This is a genomic window from Pseudomonas sp. EL_65y_Pfl2_R96, assembly GCF_963970905.1.
Lineage (GTDB): Bacteria > Pseudomonadota > Gammaproteobacteria > Pseudomonadales > Pseudomonadaceae > Aquipseudomonas.
The window spans coordinates 105,306-121,037 of the sequence record NZ_CAXAQH010000006.1 but is presented as its reverse complement, the minus strand read 5'-3'; the positions used below and the strand labels follow the sequence as shown (position 1 = coordinate 121,037).

Annotated in this window: 14 protein-coding genes; 9 read left to right on the top strand and 5 right to left on the bottom strand. The window is 57.5% G+C overall.

The window, feature by feature from the left end:
• Positions 1–3: 3 nt before the first annotated feature.
• From pncB to AACY49_RS09245, 4 genes are all read right to left on the bottom strand, one after another.
• Positions 4–1,230, bottom strand: a complete 1,227-nt coding sequence (gene pncB / locus AACY49_RS09260; RefSeq protein ID WP_258697806.1) for a nicotinate phosphoribosyltransferase — start codon at positions 1,228–1,230, stop codon at positions 4–6.
• A 167-nt stretch (positions 1,231–1,397) separates the two neighbouring features.
• Positions 1,398–1,559: a hypothetical protein gene (locus tag AACY49_RS09255; RefSeq protein WP_156877841.1), complete on the bottom strand. Its 162-nt coding sequence runs from the start codon at positions 1,557–1,559 to the stop codon at positions 1,398–1,400.
• Between the two features lie 3 nt (positions 1,560–1,562).
• Positions 1,563–1,820 carry a hypothetical protein gene (locus tag AACY49_RS09250; RefSeq protein ID WP_339523153.1) on the bottom strand — a complete coding sequence of 86 codons (258 nt, stop codon included), beginning with the start codon at positions 1,818–1,820 and terminating at the stop codon, positions 1,563–1,565.
• 135 nt (positions 1,821–1,955) lie between these two features.
• A complete protein-coding gene (locus AACY49_RS09245) occupies positions 1,956–3,413 on the bottom strand; it encodes an alanine/glycine:cation symporter family protein (protein ID WP_339523151.1) in 1,458 nt (485 codons plus the stop codon).
• A gap of 174 nt (positions 3,414–3,587) precedes the next feature.
• Between AACY49_RS09245 and AACY49_RS09240 the strand changes: the two genes are divergently transcribed.
• Complete coding sequence (locus AACY49_RS09240) at positions 3,588–4,397, top strand: helix-turn-helix domain-containing protein (RefSeq protein WP_339523149.1); 810 nt, start codon at positions 3,588–3,590, stop codon at positions 4,395–4,397.
• A gap of 96 nt (positions 4,398–4,493) precedes the next feature.
• Here the strand turns inward: AACY49_RS09240 and AACY49_RS09235 are convergent, their stop codons facing one another.
• Positions 4,494–5,405, bottom strand: a complete 912-nt coding sequence (locus AACY49_RS09235; protein ID WP_258697801.1) for a LysR family transcriptional regulator — start codon at positions 5,403–5,405, stop codon at positions 4,494–4,496.
• Between the two features lie 186 nt (positions 5,406–5,591).
• Between AACY49_RS09235 and amaB the strand changes: the two genes are divergently transcribed.
• The 8 genes from amaB (at position 5,592) to AACY49_RS09195 (ending at position 15,683) form a co-directional block, all read left to right on the top strand.
• Positions 5,592–7,082 (top strand): L-piperidine-6-carboxylate dehydrogenase, encoded by a 1,491-nt coding sequence (gene amaB, locus AACY49_RS09230; RefSeq protein ID WP_320392407.1) that lies wholly within the window; start codon positions 5,592–5,594, stop codon positions 7,080–7,082.
• Between the two features lie 159 nt (positions 7,083–7,241).
• Positions 7,242–8,525 (top strand): L-pipecolate oxidase, encoded by a 1,284-nt coding sequence (gene amaA, locus AACY49_RS09225; protein ID WP_339523146.1) that lies wholly within the window; start codon positions 7,242–7,244, stop codon positions 8,523–8,525.
• A gap of 365 nt (positions 8,526–8,890) precedes the next feature.
• Entirely contained in the window at positions 8,891–10,024 is a 1,134-nt protein-coding gene (locus tag AACY49_RS09220) for a branched-chain amino acid ABC transporter substrate-binding protein (RefSeq protein WP_258697798.1), read from the top strand.
• A 268-nt stretch (positions 10,025–10,292) separates the two neighbouring features.
• On the top strand, positions 10,293–11,207 hold the full coding sequence (locus AACY49_RS09215) for an ABC transporter permease subunit (RefSeq protein ID WP_007939055.1): 915 nt from the start codon (positions 10,293–10,295) through the stop codon (positions 11,205–11,207).
• A gap of 3 nt (positions 11,208–11,210) precedes the next feature.
• Positions 11,211–12,494: a high-affinity branched-chain amino acid ABC transporter permease LivM gene (livM, locus tag AACY49_RS09210; protein WP_320392406.1), complete on the top strand. Its 1,284-nt coding sequence runs from the start codon at positions 11,211–11,213 to the stop codon at positions 12,492–12,494.
• The gene (locus AACY49_RS09205; protein ID WP_339523141.1) at positions 12,491–13,363 is read left to right on the top strand and encodes an ABC transporter ATP-binding protein; all 873 of its coding nucleotides are present in this window, start codon (positions 12,491–12,493) and stop codon (positions 13,361–13,363) included. Before livM ends, AACY49_RS09205 begins: the two co-directional genes overlap by 4 nt.
• Positions 13,360–14,076: an ABC transporter ATP-binding protein gene (locus AACY49_RS09200; RefSeq protein ID WP_258697795.1), complete on the top strand. Its 717-nt coding sequence runs from the start codon at positions 13,360–13,362 to the stop codon at positions 14,074–14,076. Before AACY49_RS09205 ends, AACY49_RS09200 begins: the two co-directional genes overlap by 4 nt.
• An 836-nt stretch (positions 14,077–14,912) precedes the next feature.
• The gene (locus AACY49_RS09195; protein WP_258697794.1) at positions 14,913–15,683 is read left to right on the top strand and encodes an SDR family oxidoreductase; all 771 of its coding nucleotides are present in this window, start codon (positions 14,913–14,915) and stop codon (positions 15,681–15,683) included.
• Positions 15,684–15,732 lie beyond the last annotated feature (49 nt).

The following is a 15,732-nucleotide window of genomic DNA, read 5'->3' as shown; positions in this document are numbered from 1 at the left end:
AATTCACTCCTTGCTTGATGTACTGGAAAGGGCGGCAGGTACTTGGAAAACGTGTCGCAAATAGGCGACGAAATTCGGGTCTTTGCAGTGAGTCTTGCCAGGCTCATCAGAAATCTTGGCCACCGGTTGGCCGTTGCATGCCGTCATTTTAAGCACGATGCTCATCGGTTCGACACCCGGAATATCGCAGGTCAGGTTGGTACCGATACCGAAGCTGACATTGATCCGACCGCGCAACGCCCGAAAAATCTCCAGAGACTTGGGCAGCGTCAGGCTGTCGGAAAACACCAGGGTCTTGCTCATCGGGTCGATGCCCAGCTTGTGGTAGTGGGCGATGGCTTTTTCGGCCCAGAGCACCGGGTCACCGGAATCGTGGCGCAAGCCGTCGAAGAGCTTGGCAAAGAACAGATCGAAATCGCTGAGGAAGGCATCGGAGGTGATGCAGTCGGTCAGGGCAATGCCCAACAGACCACGGTACTCGCGGACCCAGCAATCGAGGGCGGCAATCTGGCTGTCGATCAGCCGTGGACCGAGTTGCTGGTGGGCCATGATCCATTCGTGGGCCATGGTGCCCAGCGGCTTCATATCCAGCTCCCGGGACAGGTGCACGTTGCTGGTGCCGACGAAGCGACCGGGGAAGTCATGTTTGAGCACGTTCACCACTTCTTCCTGCACGCGGTACGAGAAGCGACGGCGAGTGCCGAAATCGGCTACCTGCAACTCGGACAATTCGTCGGTGCTGGCGTTGGCGGTCAACCAGTCGAATTTGCGATAGAGCTGCTCGCGGGCCTGTTCCAGGACAATTTCCCGGTAGCGATAGCGGTTGCGCACTTCGCTGACCATGGCCAGCAACGGCACTTCGAACAGAATCACGTGCAGCCACGGCCCGCGCAGGCGGATGAACAACTCGCCGTTTTCAATGCCGGTGTGGATATAGCGCAGATTGAAACGGAACAGCCCGAGAAAACGCAGGAAGTCCGGTTTCAGGAAGCTGATGCGCTCCAGGAAGCTCAACTGATCGGCGCTCAGGCTCAACTCGGCCAGACGCTCGATCTGGAAACGGATCTCCGCCAGGTACGGGCGCAGATCCTCGCTGTTACGGCAACGAAACTCCCATTCGACTTCCACGTTAGGGTAGTTGTGCAGCACCGCCTGCATCATCGTCAGTTTATAGAAGTCGGTGTCGAGCAGGTTCTGCACGATACGATCGGCAAACACACTCTCGCTCATAACGGGGTTCTCCAGGCGGGCCGCGGCCCGGGGCAGCGGCGTTGCAGCTGTTTCAATGAATGGGGCTAGTGGCGCATATCAGCGGTGAGGATTGCCAGCTTTTTTTGTGTTCATGCTGGAATAATCACATGTTGCTGGCACCTTCATATGCAAACACCTGCGACTCCTCAGTTATCTGCTGTTGCCTCGAGCGCTGCCTGGATGACGAGCGCCAGGCTCTCCCAACTTCTTACATAGCCATCCAAGTGGGAGTGACGAGGAATAAGCCCTGTTTCAATTGCCTTGATCATTGCTGCTTTTATCATTTCATGAGTCGCTGATTTGGCCATGACTTACAATCCTTTAAATGTTATTTGGTCCAGCGCGTCGACACCGTCCTGTAGCAATATATAGGCCGGAAGTATCAGGCGGAAAAAGTCAGCGTCATTAGTGTTTTTAACGGTTACAGAGGTCAGCGCCTCTAAAAGGCTCGTTGCGGCGCGTATTCTGAAACAGGCATCTTCAAATAACAGGTGGGATGCGACCTGTGAGTCTATATAAAAAGTTGGAATGTTAGATGCGTTGGATTTAAGGGGCTGGTAGCGATTCATAGACGAACTCCTTGAGCGCGCTTGGGTTATGAGGGCGAGAGTAATTATTTTTTTTGGGGGGGTGATGATGTTGCCTGGGCATTGCTTATCTGCTGAACCATCGCATAAGTGCAATGGCTCAGCGTTCATTGAAATTTATGCGATCTGAGCTTTAGCTGGAGGCCGATCCGCACAAACAGGGTTCTTCGGCGGGAGAGGATTTGTTATCGCGGGCCAAGCCATCAAATCGAGATCCAGATCGCTGAATGTGCTTGAGTCAAAAACGGGTTTTTTTATTCCTACGCGACGTTGCTCATCATAGTCGCCCAGGATTCGCATACAGACGTTGAATAGCAGTGTCATCGCAATAAGGTTGACCAACGCCAAAAATGTCATGGTGATGTCGGCAAACGCGAGCACCGTGGAAAGGTCTTCAACCGAACCCCAAAAGACCAGCATCAATACGGATATGCGGTACGCAATTAATGATTTATGGGGCGCTGCGAAGATGAATCGTAAACTGTTTTCTCCCAGATAGTAGTTGTAGAGCATTGCCGTGAACACAAACAGGGCAAGTACCACGCTGATAAACATCCGGCCCCAATCGCCTACTACCTCAGCCAGTGAGTTTTGTGCCAACGCAATGCCGTCGCCTTCGAAACCGGGAGCATAAAAGCCGGAAAGCAAAATGATCAACGCGGTACACGTGCAAATAATGATGGTGTCGATGAAGACACTGAACGCTTGCACCACGCCTTGTGCTATCGGATGGGCGATTTTTGCCGCAGAGGCGACGTTAGGCGCACTGCCCAGTCCTGCTTCATTGGAGAACACTCCGCGCCTCACCCCCATCATGATTGCACTGCCCACCAGCCCGCCAAAAGCCTGATCCAGTCCGAACGCGCTTTTGACAATGCTGAGCAGCACTCCGGGGACCAGGTCAATTTGCAACACGATCACGTAAAGCGTTACACCGATATAGGCGATAACTTTAAGGGGAACCAATAAATCGGCAACCGCCGCGATGCGCTTTATACCGCCCACGAACACAATGCCCAGTAACAGAGACAGCGTGAGTCCGGACCATGTCGTCGATAAACCAAAGGCATTGTTGAGAGAGTGCGATACGGCATGGGACTCAAGGCCATTGATGGCAAACCCGAAGGTCACCAAAAGCAGGAGCGCAGCAATCGTTCCGAGCCAGCGTTTGCCCAGACCATGCTGGATGTACCAGGACGGGCCCCCACGATATTGACCGTTTGCATCGCAGCGCTTGTAGAGTTGACCCAGCGCGCATTCGAAAAAGCTACTCGACATCCCCAATAGAGCGGTCATCCACATCCAGAACACTGCACCGGGGCCGCCCATGCTCACGGCAATGCCGACACCAACGATATTGCCGGTTCCGACGCGGCCGGCCAGGCTGAGCGTCAATGCCTGCAATGAACTCAAGTGATGATTGCCGGTATGCCAGTTCCCGCGTAATACCGAGATCATGTGGATGAAGTATCGGAGCTGGACAAATCTTGAGCGGATTGTGAAATAGCTTCCCAGCCCAAGAACTAAAGGTATCAAAACCTTGCCGGAGAGAAAGTCGTTGATGATGTCAAGCATTCAAAGCTCCTTGCTATTTAGAGTGCTGGCGGATTTATGGTGTAGCAGGTCCTGAAGCTTTCAGGAACCGTAATATCCGGTCATCTATCGTTGCGCGCAATTTCGCAAGTTGGTTAAAAATGATGCGGGTTGATGCTATGTTCGAGTCTTCTGGCACTATTGTGATGGGTTTGTATGTCTGATTTTTTTCCGGCTAACTTAAGGCTGCTGTGTAGTCACTATCGATCCGTCGCGGAAGTCTGTAGGAAACTTCGAATTAATCGTGGGCAATTTAATAAATATCTATGCGGAAATAGCCTTCCCACACCTTTTAACCTTAAACGGATCTGTGATTTTTTCGGAGTCGAAGAGTTCGAAATAGGTTTGCCGACAGAGCAATTCATCATTCTTATCGGCGCTAAAGCAAGGCGAATCAGTCCGTCCAGCGAGGTGACGGCACCGCAGCGGATGCTTGATCACCTTCGGCAACAGTCTTCGTCGCAGCTAAAAGCCCACACGGGTTACTACTACGAGTACTACCATGCAATGACAGAGCCCGGTTCCGTTCTGTGCTCCCTGGTGCATATGTACGAGGAGGGGCAGCATTTCGTATACGAACGAAATGAACGCTTACAGATAACTGGGACGGATGGGGAGTTTGAGCGGTATCGATACGTGGGGATTGCCTACTACTTACAGGATCGCTTGTTCCTCATCGATTATGAGTCGCTGACGTCCAACGAGATTAGCCAAACCATTCTCATCCCGAGCTTCAAAAGCTGTATTACTCGACTCAATGGCTTGAAGATGGGCGTTTCCGCAGGTGACCATCGTACTCCTGCGTGTTCGAGGGTGGTTTGGGAGTATCTTGGACAGCAGATCAATCGAGTCAATGCGTATCGCAGGGTGCGGCTTTACAGAATGGATGATCCCGCCATCGATGATGATGTGCGCGCTCGTCTCGCTCAAACCAAAGTCGTCGATGGCCGCTTTGTTATTGCGTGACGCCATGATCAGCCGGACAAACCGGGTTGCCGGTTTTAGGGCCGCTACGCAGCCCAACGGGGGCAAGCCCCCTTACCACGGAGGTTGCGTGATATTTCAACTTTGCGGCGCATCCGGATTGTCCATCTGCTCCAGCATCCACTTCACAAAATCCCGCACCTTGGGCACTTCCGCCGAATGCTCCGGATAGGCCAGGTAATAGGCGTCGGTGCTGGGCATTGCATGCTGCCAGGGAATGACCAGTTTGCCGTCGGCCAATTCCTCTTCCACCAGAAACTTCGGTAGCAGCGCCACGCCGCAGCCGACCTGGGCAGCACGGATGCACATATAGAACGTTTCGAAACGCGGGCCGTGGTAGCTGTGTTCGGTGTGGTAGCCCTGGCTGTCGAACCAGTCGTGCCAGGCCTGGGGGCGGGAAGCGTTTTGCAGCAGGACCAGGTCGGTGAGTTGGGTCGGATCGGTGAACGGCGTATCTGGCAGACTGCCCGGGGCACACACAGGAACAAGCTCTTCGCCAAACAGCTTCAGGCATTCGGTGCCGGGCCGTGAGCCCTGGCCGAAGTAGAACGCCAGGTCGCTGCGACCTTGCAGCAGATCGTCGGCTTCCTGTTCGCTGCACAGGTCCAGATGAATTGACGGATGACGCAGGCGCCAGCCTTTCAAGCGTGGCACCAGCCAGCGCGCACCGAAAGTCGGAGGCGTGGAGACGCGCAAGACTTCGGTGTCACCGCCGTAGGAACGCAGGTAATGGGTCGACATTTCAACTTGGGTGAGGATTTTTCGCACCTCTACCAGGTACAAATCCCCCGCCGGGGTCATTTGCAGACGTCGGCGCACCCGGCGGAACAGCAGGTGCTGCAACAATTCTTCGAGTTGCGCGACCTGTTTGCTGACGGCGCTCTGGGTCAGGTTCAGCTCTTCGGCGGCCCGGGTGAAGCTCAAATGCCGGGTCACGGCCTCGAAGCACTGCAGCGCAGTGATCGACGGCAGGTAGCGTTTATTCAGCATTGGTTTTCCTTCTTCTTGTTTCTCTCGATGCTCTTTTTTACCGGCAGATTCGCAGCATGAATAAACGGAATGATATCTCTCTTAAAGGTCGTTTGTTGGGTAACCTCGGGAGCGCTAAAACTACAGGTCTCATCAGTCGAATTAATCCGGCTGCACGTTTTCTGTTTTTTGCTTGAGGAGTGACCCATGGTTGCCGCATTGCTTGATCGTCTTGGTGTAAACCCGGCCCTGTACCAGAACGGCAAAGTGCCGGTGCATTCGCCGATCGATGGCAGCCGGATTGCCTCCGTGAACTGGGAAGGCGCTGCTGAAGTCGAGCAGCACATCAGTCGCGCAGATCATGCGTTCGAACTGTGGCGCAAGGTGCCGGCGCCGCGCCGTGGCGAATTGGTGCGCCAGTTGGGTGACATCCTGCGCGAGTACAAGGCCGATCTGGGCGAGCTGGTGTCCTGGGAAGCGGGCAAGATCACTCAGGAAGGCCTGGGTGAAGTTCAGGAAATGATCGACATCTGCGACTTCGCGGTCGGTCTGTCCCGTCAGCTGTACGGTTTGACCATTGCCTCCGAGCGCCCTGGCCACCACATGCGCGAAACCTGGCACCCGCTGGGCATCGTTGGCGTGATCAGCGCCTTCAACTTTCCGGTTGCCGTCTGGGCCTGGAACGCGACGCTGGCGCTGGTCTGCGGCAACCCGGTGATCTGGAAACCGTCGGAGAAAACCCCGCTGACCGCACTGGCCTGTCAGGCGCTGTTTGACCGCGTCCTGAAGAATTTCAGCGACGCCCCGCCGCACCTGAGCCAGGTGATCATCGGTGGTCGCGATGCCGGCGAAGCTCTGGTTGATGATCCGCGTGTCGCGCTGGTCAGCGCCACCGGCAGCACCCGCATGGGCCGTGAAGTGGCGCCGAAAATCGCCGCACGTTTTGCCCGCAGCATTTTGGAACTGGGCGGTAACAACGCGATGATCCTCGGCCCAAGCGCCGACCTGGACATGGCCGTACGGGCGATTCTGTTCAGCGCCGTCGGCACTGCCGGTCAGCGTTGCACCACCTTGCGTCGCCTGATCGCCCACGAGTCGGTGAAAGAAGAAATCGTCACCCGCCTGAAAGCCGCTTACTCCAAGGTGCGCATCGGCCATCCGCTGGAAGGCAATCTGGTCGGGCCGCTGATCGACAAACACAGCTTCGACAACATGCAGGACGCGCTGGAGCAGGCCTTGAGCGAAGGCGGCCGGGTGTTCGGCGGCAAGCGTCAGTTGGAAGACAAATTCCCCAACGCTTATTACGTCTCGCCAGCCATCGTCGAAATGCCGGAGCAGAGTGACGTGGTGTGCAGCGAAACCTTTGCGCCGATTCTGTACGTGATCGGTTACAGCGAGTTCGAAGAGGCGTTGCGCCTGAACAATGCCGTGCCACAAGGCCTGTCGTCGTGCATCTTTACCACCGATGTGCGTGAAGCCGAGCAGTTCATGTCGGCGGTGGGCAGCGATTGCGGCATCGCCAACGTCAACATTGGCCCGAGCGGCGCGGAAATCGGCGGGGCGTTTGGCGGTGAGAAGGAAACAGGCGGTGGTCGTGAGTCCGGTTCGGACGCATGGCGCGGGTACATGCGCCGTCAGACCAACACCGTGAACTATTCGCTGGAGCTGCCGTTGGCTCAGGGGATTACGTTCGACTAAGTGCATCCTTTGAACCCATGAAGAACACTGTGGGAGCGGGCTTGCCCGCGATGGCAATCTGTCAGTCACTCAGATGATGAATGTGCTGACGCTATCGCGGGCAAGCCCGCTCCCACAGGGGAATGGTGTGTTGGTTAGGTTTCTGATTGGAGTCTGGCAATGCCGTTACGCGAAGAATGTCTGTGGGAAAAGCTGACGCCGCAAAGGCCCGACAATGCGGCGCTCAAGGGTGAGGTGATGGTGGATGTCTGCGTCATCGGTGCCGGTTTCACCGGCCTGTCGGCGGCGGTGCACCTGCTGGAACAAGGTAAAAGCGTCTGTGTGCTGGAAGCCCATCGCGCCGGGCATGGCGGTTCGGGACGTAACGTCGGGCTGGTCAACGCCGGGATGTGGATTCCACCGGACGAAATCGAAGCCGGTTTCGGCGAAGCGGTCGGCAGTCAGCTCAACCGCATGCTCGGTGCGGCGCCGTCGCTGGTGTTCAGCCTGATCGACAAATACAACATCGATTGCCAGTTGCGCCGCGAAGGCACGCTGCACATGGCGCATAACGCACGTGGCGAGGCGGATCTGCGCAGTCGCGAAGCCCAATGGAAACGTCGCGGTGCACCGGTGGAGTTGCTCTCCGGAGCTGCCTGCGAACAAGCCACGGGCACCCAAAAGATCGCCGCCGCGTTGCTCGATCGGCGCGCCGGCACGATCAACCCGATGGCCTACACCACGGGGCTGGCCAACGCGGCCATCGGTCTTGGCGGTCAGCTGTTCGATCACTCCCCGGTCACCCGACTCGAACGTCAGGGCCAGCGCTGGTCGGTGCAGACCGCCCAGGGTTCGGTGCTGGCCGAGCAGGTGGTGATTGCGTCCAACGCCTACACCGAAGGCGACTGGACAGCGCTGCGGCGCAACTTCTTCCCCGGTTATTACTATCAAGTGGCTTCGGTGCCGCTGACCGAAGACGCCGCGCAACGGATTCTGCCCGGTGGCCAAGGGTCCTGGGACACCCGGCAGGTGCTCAGCAGCATCCGTCGCGATGCCGAAGGGCGGTTGTTGCTCGGCAGTCTCGGCAATGGCAACCAGAAACCGACCTGGTTCCTGAAAGCCTGGGCCGACCGGGTTCAGCAGCATTACTTCCCCTACCTGAAACCGGTGGAATGGGAATGCACCTGGACCGGTTGCATTGCCTTCACCCCCGATCATTTGATGCGCCTGTTCGAGCCGGCGCCGGGTCTGGTGGCCGTTACCGGTTACAACGGCCGGGGCGTCACTACTGGCACTGTGGTCGGCAAAGCCTTTGCTGATTATCTGTGTAACGGAAATCCTCAAGCCCTGCCGATTCCCTTCGCACCCATGCAGCCATTGGCGGGTGTGGGATTGCGCAGCTGTCTGTACGAGGCCGGATTTTCGCTGTATCACGCAGGCCAGTGCCTGCGGATCGTTATTTGATTGTTGAAATGTGTTGCTGGAAGCGGCGCTTTTTCGCGAAGCGGCTAGCCTGTAAAAGGTGCGGGTTGTAGCAGTTGCGCACCAGCAGTGTGCAGTTCGGTGACGCAGGCTGTTACAGGCCGGTTGCACATCGTTTAGTGCTGCGGTTGCAATGATGGCTCATACGGGTTGCGCCTTTTAAAATAAATGGTTTCACCTCTCGCGGTTTAGACGGTTGCACACCCAATGAAAAAGGGTCCGAAACAGTCGAAATAACAATAAAGCAGCGACTTTTTTCAGAATAAAAAACCGATGGCACGGCCCTTGCTCTGAGCATTCAGTGAAGTCGCAGTGCCAACTAAAAAAAAACCTTGGAGCACCACCTCATGTCCCAGACGTTTTACAAGAAAGGCTTTCTGGCCCTCGCAGTGGCAGCTGCGTTGGGTGTTTCTGCGTTTGCACAGGCTGATGTGAAAATCGGTGTGGCGGGTCCGATGACAGGCGCCAACGCGGCATTTGGCGAACAGTACATGAAGGGTGCACAGGCAGCGGCCGATGCGGTCAATGCCGCCGGCGGTATCAACGGGGAAAAAATCGTACTGGTCAAAGGCGATGACGCCTGCGAACCGAAGCAGGCTGTGACGGTCGCCAAGGACCTGACCAACCAGAAAGTCGCTGGCGTGGTCGGTCACTTCTGCTCCTCGTCGACCATTCCGGCCTCCGAGATCTACGACGAAGCGGGCATCATTGCGATCACTCCAGGTTCCACCAACCCGCAGGTCACTGAACGCGGCCTGGCCGCCATGTTCCGTATGTGCGGCCGTGACGACCAGCAAGGCATCGTTGCCGGCGACTACATCGTCGACGTGCTCAAGGGCAAGAAAGTCGTGGTTCTGCACGACAAAGACACCTACGGCCAAGGTCTGGCGGATGCCACCAAGGCCCAGTTGGCCAAGCGCGGCGTAACGCCGGTGCTGTACGAAGGCCTGACCCGTGGCGAGAAAGACTTCAGCGCCGTGGTAACCAAGATCCGTGCGGCCGGTGCCGATGTCGTCTATTTCGGTGGCCTGCACCCGGAAGCCGGTCCACTGGTTCGTCAACTGCGTGAGCAGGGCCTCAAGGACGTCAAGTTCATGTCCGATGACGGCATCGTGACCGACGAACTCGTGACCACCGCCGGTGGCCCACAGAACGTTGATGGCGTGTACATGACCTTCGGTGCCGACCCACGCCTGCTGCCAGACAGCAAGACTGTGGTAGACGCCTTCCGCAAGGCCGGTACCGAGCCTGAAGGCTACACCCTCTATGCTTACGCTTCGGTTCAGGCCCTGGCTGCCGGCTTCAACGGTGCCAAGTCCAACAAGGGCGACGACGCCGCCAAATGGCTGAAAGCCAACAAGGTCCAAACCGTGATGGGCGAGAAGACCTGGGACGCCAAGGGCGACCTGAAAGTCTCTGACTACGTGGTTTACCAGTGGGACAAGGACGGCAAATACCACCAACTGGAAAAACAGAAGTGATATGAGCGTGTGACCGGCCTGTGGTGAGGGAGCTTGCTCCCGTTGGACTGCGCAGCAGTCCTGTTTTAGGGGATGCTTTGCGACCCAGCGGGAGCAAGCTCCCTCGCCACAAAGATTGTGTTCACCGCTATTTAGCTGACTGGTATCCGCCAGAAGGCTCGTCTGTCTTTTCTCGTAGAGCTGCACACCAGCGTGTTGCACCGGCGGCTGAACCGCGGTCTGTTGCAACTGGCTTCTGTGCAGTCTCTCAAGTGCGTGAGATTGCGTTATGGATGGTATTTTCCTGCAGCAACTGGTCAACGGCCTGACCCTCGGGTCGGTCTATGGCCTGATCGCCATCGGCTACACAATGGTCTATGGCATCATTGGCATGATCAACTTCGCCCATGGCGAGGTTTACATGATCTCTGCGTACCTCGCGGCGATCAGTCTGGCTCTGCTGGCTTACTTCGGTATCGAATCCTTCCCGCTGCTGATGCTCGGCACGCTGGTCTTCACCATCATCGTCACCGCGGTGTATGGCTGGGTCATCGAGCGCGTCGCCTACAAACCGCTGCGCAACTCCACCCGACTGGCACCGCTGATCAGCGCCATCGGTATTTCGCTGATCCTGCAAAACTATGCACAGATCAGTCAGGGCGCCCGCCAACAGGGTGTACCGACACTGCTGACCGGTGCATGGCGCGTTGAAGTCGGAAGCGGCTTCGTTCAACTCACCTACACCAAAATCTTCATTCTGGTCGCCGCATTCGTCGGGATGGGCCTGCTGACCTACGTCATCAAGTACACCAAACTCGGCCGCATGTGCCGCGCTACCCAGCAAGACCGCAAGATGGCTTCGATACTGGGGATCAACACCGATCGGGTGATTTCCTACGTGTTCATCATCGGTGCCGCGATGGCGGCCCTGGCCGGCGTGCTGATCACCATGAACTACGGCACGTTCGACTTCTACGCGGGCTTCGTCATCGGTATCAAGGCGTTCACCGCGGCGGTACTCGGCGGGATCGGCTCACTGCCCGGCGCCATGCTGGGAGGGATCATTCTCGGGATCTCCGAGTCGTTGTTCTCGGGGCTGGTCAACTCGGATTACAAAGACGTTTTCAGCTTCTCGCTGCTCGTTCTTGTTCTGGTCTTTCGGCCTCAAGGCCTGCTCGGCCGTCCTCTTGTGTCGAAGGTGTAAGCGATGTCTTCAACCACTAAAAAAACCATTGATGTCAAAAAAAGCCTGGTTGACGCGATTCTTGCCGGCCTGATTGCCCTGATTGTGTTCGGCCCGATTGTCGGCATTGTCCTGGACGGCTACAGCTTCAATCTGGAGCCGGTGAGGGTGGGCTGGATTGTCGCCATCGTCATGACCGGCCGCTTTGCCCTGAGCCTGTTTCTGCAAACACCCAAAGGCCTGAGAATTCTCGAAGGCTTTGAAAGCACCGGCTCTGGCGTTCATGTACTGGCGCCCGATTACAAATCCCGGTTGCGCTGGATCATCCCGCTGATGATTGTCATCGCCGTGGTGCTGCCGTTTTTCTCCAACTCCTACCTGCTGGGCGTGGTCATCCTCGGGTTGATCTACGTGCTGCTGGGCCTGGGCCTGAACATTGTGGTCGGCCTGGCCGGTCTGCTCGACCTGGGTTACGTGGCGTTCTACGCCATTGGTGCCTACGGGCTGGCGCTCGGTTATCAATACCTGGGGCTGGGCTTCTGGACGGTATTGCCTTTGGCGGCGATCACCGCCGGGCTGGCCGGGTGCATCCTGGGTTTCCCGGTGTTGCGCCTGCACGGTGATTACCTGGCCATCGTGACCCTGGGTTTTGGTGAAATCATCCGGCTGATCCTCAACAACTGGCTGACCCTGACCGGTGGCCCGAATGGTATGGCGGCACCGTTGCCGACGTTCTTCGGTATCGAGTTCGGCAAACGGGCGAAAGAGGGCGGAGTTCCGTTCCATGAGTTCTTCGGCATCGCCTATAACCCGGACGTGAAGTACTACTTCATTTATGCGGTGTTGTTCCTGGTGGTGCTGGCCGTGCTGTACATCAAGCACCGCTTGACTCGCATGCCGGTCGGTCGCGCGTGGGAAGCCTTGCGTGAGGACGAAATCGCCTGCCGCTCCATGGGGCTCAATCATGTATTGGTCAAGCTGTCGGCGTTCACCATCGGCGCATCGACGGCGGGTCTGGCCGGGGTGTTCTTCGCGACCTATCAAGGCTTTGTGAACCCGACGTCGTTCACCTTCTTCGAATCGGCACTGATCCTCGCCATCGTGGTACTCGGCGGCATGGGTTCGACCATCGGCGTGGTGATTGCAGCGTTCGTGCTGACCGTTGCCCCGGAACTGCTGCGCGGCTTCGCCGAGTATCGCGTGCTGCTGTTCGGCATCCTGATGGTGTTGATGATGATCTGGCGACCGCGCGGCCTGATTCGGATCAGCCGTACCGGTGTGACCCCGCGTAAAGGAGTAGCGCCATGAGTGAAGTCGTACTCTCGGTCGAGAATCTGATGATGCACTTCGGTGGCATCAAAGCGCTGAGCGACGTCAGCCTGAAGGTCAAGCGCAACTCGATCTTCGCGCTGATAGGCCCCAACGGCGCAGGCAAGACCACCGTGTTCAACTGCCTGACCGGGTTCTACAAAGCGTCCGGCGGGCATATCGAGCTCAACACCCGAGGCGTGAAAACCAACGTCATCAAGATGCTCGGGGAACCGTTCAAGGCCATCGATTTCGTTTCGCCGAAAAGCTTCGTCAGCCGGCTCCGCTACAAGATGTTCGGTGGCACGCACCTGATCAACCGTGCCGGTCTGGCGCGGACTTTCCAGAACATTCGCCTGTTCAAGGAGATGTCGGTGCTGGAAAACCTGCTGGTGGCCCAGCACATGTGGGTCAACCGCGGCATGCTGGCGGGCATCCTCAATACCAAGGGCTACCGCAAGGCCGAAAGCGATGCGCTGGACCATGCGTTCTACTGGCTGGAAGTGGTGGACCTGGTGGATTGCGCCAACCGGCTGGCCGGTGAACTGTCCTACGGTCAGCAGCGTCGTCTGGAGATCGCCCGGGCCATGTGTACCCGGCCGCAGATCATCTGCCTCGACGAACCGGCCGCCGGCCTCAACCCTCAGGAAACCGAAGCGCTGAGCGCGATGATCCGGCTGCTGCGCGACGAGCACGATCTGACCGTGGTGCTGATCGAACACGACATGGGCATGGTCATGAGCATTTCCGACCACATCGTGGTGCTGGACCACGGCGTTGTCATCGCCGAGGGCGGACCCGAAGCGATCCGACACGATCCGAAAGTGATTGCCGCCTACCTGGGCGCCGACGAAGAGGAGCTGGTATGAGTCAACCGATCCTCGAACTGAAAGAGATCGACGTGTTCTACGGACCGATCCAGGCCCTGAAGAAAGTCTCGTTGCACATCAATGAAGGTGAAACCGTCAGCCTGATCGGCTCCAACGGTGCCGGCAAGTCGACCCTGCTGATGTCGATCTTCGGCCAGCCACGGGCGGCTGACGGGCAAATCGTCTATCAGGGTGTGGATATCACTCACAAGTCGTCCCACTACATCGCGTCCAACGGTATCGCTCAATCGCCGGAAGGCCGCCGGGTGTTCCCTGACATGACCGTCGAGGAAAACCTGCTGATGGGCACCATCCCGATCGGTGACAAGTACGCCAAGGAAGACATGCAGCGCATGTTCGAGCTGTTCCCGCGCCTCGAAGAGCGACGCACCCAGCGGGCCATGACCATGTCTGGCGGCGAGCAGCAGATGCTCGCCATCGCCCGTGCACTGATGAGCCGGCCGAAATTGCTGCTGCTCGACGAACCGAGCCTTGGCCTGGCCCCGATCGTGGTGAAACAGATCTTCGCGACCCTGCGGGAACTGGCCAAGACCGGCATGACCATCTTCCTGGTGGAGCAAAACGCCAACCACGCCCTCAAGCTGTCGGACCGGGCGTACGTAATGGTCAACGGCGAGATCCGCCTCAGCGGTACCGGCAAGGAACTGCTGGTGAACGAGGAGGTGCGTAACGCCTACCTTGGCGGCCACTGAGTTCTGCGTTGCAACAACGAGCCCCGACGAGCAATCGTCGGGGCTTTTTTCTATCTATGAAACGCCACTAACCCTGTGGGAGCGAGCCTGCTCGCGATAGCGGAGTGTCAGTCGACATGCTTTTCATTGACCCACCGTTATCGCGAGCAAGCTCGCTCCCACATGGGCGGTGTGCTTTTGGGAAATTGTGGAAAACAATATTCATGACCTCGCAAAGCGCGACATAAAGCCGCTGCAAATTGCTGTTTTGTCACGGTTTTGACTTGTCCCCGTTTGCTGTGGAGCTGGCTGTGAATAACGTGGGAGTAGCTGGCTGCAAGCCTTTGAATCCGTGGCTTGCAGAGGTGTGGTTGTTTTTTGATCAGGTGTTTTTGCTGGCCCTCGAGCCGGCGTTGTCAACCTGTTTATTATGGGCGAACACCGTATGAATCGAGGTGGACAAGCCTGTGGATAAGTCTGTGATTAAACTCTGGAAAGACTCGGCTGAGGGCCGTAGTTACTGGCTTGGCGCCATCGTCGGTTTGCCCGCTCGGTCGTGCGAATTGCCCGGGGCTACACAGCAGGCCCCCGAGGGTCAAGCAAAAAACTTTCTAATCTGCCCGCAAAGCCTTGTGGACAGCGGCTTGCAGCTTTTCCACTTGCCCCCGGAAACTGTGGACCGGCCTGTGGATAAGGTGCGCGTACATGGCTGCAACCCACGGCGCATATGGCGTTGCCAGCATTGATCGTTTTTTGTACGTTTTTTTCGACGGTTGCCGCTGTGGACAAGGCCGGGCATGCTGCGAGCTGATTTTCTATTCCAAGGGCTGTCGATCAGTCGAAGCAAGGAGAACACGATGTCCAACACCCTGTTTATTACCGGCGCGACTTCCGGTTTTGGTGAAGCCTGTGCCCGTCGTTTTGCCGAGGCCGGCTGGAAGCTGGTGCTGACAGGTCGTCGTGAAGAGCGCCTCAATGCCCTGTGCGCCGAGTTGTCGAAGCAGACCGAGGTTCATGGCCTGGTACTCGACGTACGGGATCGCAAGGCCATGGAGGAGGCGATTGCCAATCTGCCACCGTCCTTCGCCAAGTTGCGCGGGCTGATCAACAACGCCGGCCTGGCCTTGGGCGTGGACCCGGCCCCCAAGTGCGATCTTGATGATTGGGACACCATGGTCGACACCAACATCAAAGGCCTGATGTACAGCACCCGCCTGTTGCTGCCGCGTTTGATCGCTCATGGTCGTGGCGCCAGCATCGTCAACCTCGGCTCCATCGCCGGCAATTACCCGTACCCGGGCAGCCACGTGTATGGCGCGAGCAAAGCGTTCGTCAAGCAGTTCTCCCTGAACCTGCGCTGCGACCTGCAAGGTACGGGTGTACGGGTCAGCAACATCGAGCCGGGCCTGTGCGAGAGCGAGTTCTCGCTGGTGCGTTTTGCCGGTGATCAGGAGCGTTACAACGCCACTTACGCCGGTGCCGAGCCGATCCAGCCGCAAGACATCGCCGAGACCATTTTCTGGGTGCTCAACGCGCCGGCCCACATCAATATCAACAGCCTCGAGCTGATGCCGGTGAGCCAGACCTGGAGCGGGTTTGCCATTGAGCGTAATGGTGGCAAGGCGTAATTGTGGCGAGGGGGCTTGCCCCCGTTCGGGTGCGAAGCAGCCACCTGCG

Bases quoted from the DNA above. Each gene is read 5' to 3' on its own strand.
- AACY49_RS09250 (WP_339523153.1), bottom strand. From the start codon at position 1,820: ATGAATCGCTACCAGCCCCTTAAATCCAACGCATCTAACATTCCAACT.
- amaA (WP_339523146.1), top strand. From the start codon at position 7,242: ATGCCGTTACGCGAAGAATGTCTGTGGGAAAAGCTGACGCCGCAAAGG.
- pncB (WP_258697806.1), bottom strand. From the start codon at position 1,230: ATGAGCGAGAGTGTGTTTGCCGATCGTATCGTGCAGAACCTGCTCGAC.
- AACY49_RS09240 (WP_339523149.1), top strand. From the start codon at position 3,588: ATGTCTGATTTTTTTCCGGCTAACTTAAGGCTGCTGTGTAGTCACTAT.
- amaB (WP_320392407.1), top strand. From the start codon at position 5,592: ATGGTTGCCGCATTGCTTGATCGTCTTGGTGTAAACCCGGCCCTGTAC.
- AACY49_RS09255 (WP_156877841.1), bottom strand. From the start codon at position 1,559: ATGGCCAAATCAGCGACTCATGAAATGATAAAAGCAGCAATGATCAAG.
- AACY49_RS09200 (WP_258697795.1), top strand. From the start codon at position 13,360: ATGAGTCAACCGATCCTCGAACTGAAAGAGATCGACGTGTTCTACGGA.
- AACY49_RS09215 (WP_007939055.1), top strand. From the start codon at position 10,293: ATGGATGGTATTTTCCTGCAGCAACTGGTCAACGGCCTGACCCTCGGG.
- AACY49_RS09220 (WP_258697798.1), top strand. From the start codon at position 8,891: ATGTCCCAGACGTTTTACAAGAAAGGCTTTCTGGCCCTCGCAGTGGCA.
- AACY49_RS09205 (WP_339523141.1), top strand. From the start codon at position 12,491: ATGAGTGAAGTCGTACTCTCGGTCGAGAATCTGATGATGCACTTCGGT.
- AACY49_RS09195 (WP_258697794.1), top strand. From the start codon at position 14,913: ATGTCCAACACCCTGTTTATTACCGGCGCGACTTCCGGTTTTGGTGAA.
- livM (WP_320392406.1), top strand. From the start codon at position 11,211: ATGTCTTCAACCACTAAAAAAACCATTGATGTCAAAAAAAGCCTGGTT.
- AACY49_RS09245 (WP_339523151.1), bottom strand. From the start codon at position 3,413: ATGCTTGACATCATCAACGACTTTCTCTCCGGCAAGGTTTTGATACCT.
- AACY49_RS09235 (WP_258697801.1), bottom strand. From the start codon at position 5,405: ATGCTGAATAAACGCTACCTGCCGTCGATCACTGCGCTGCAGTGCTTC.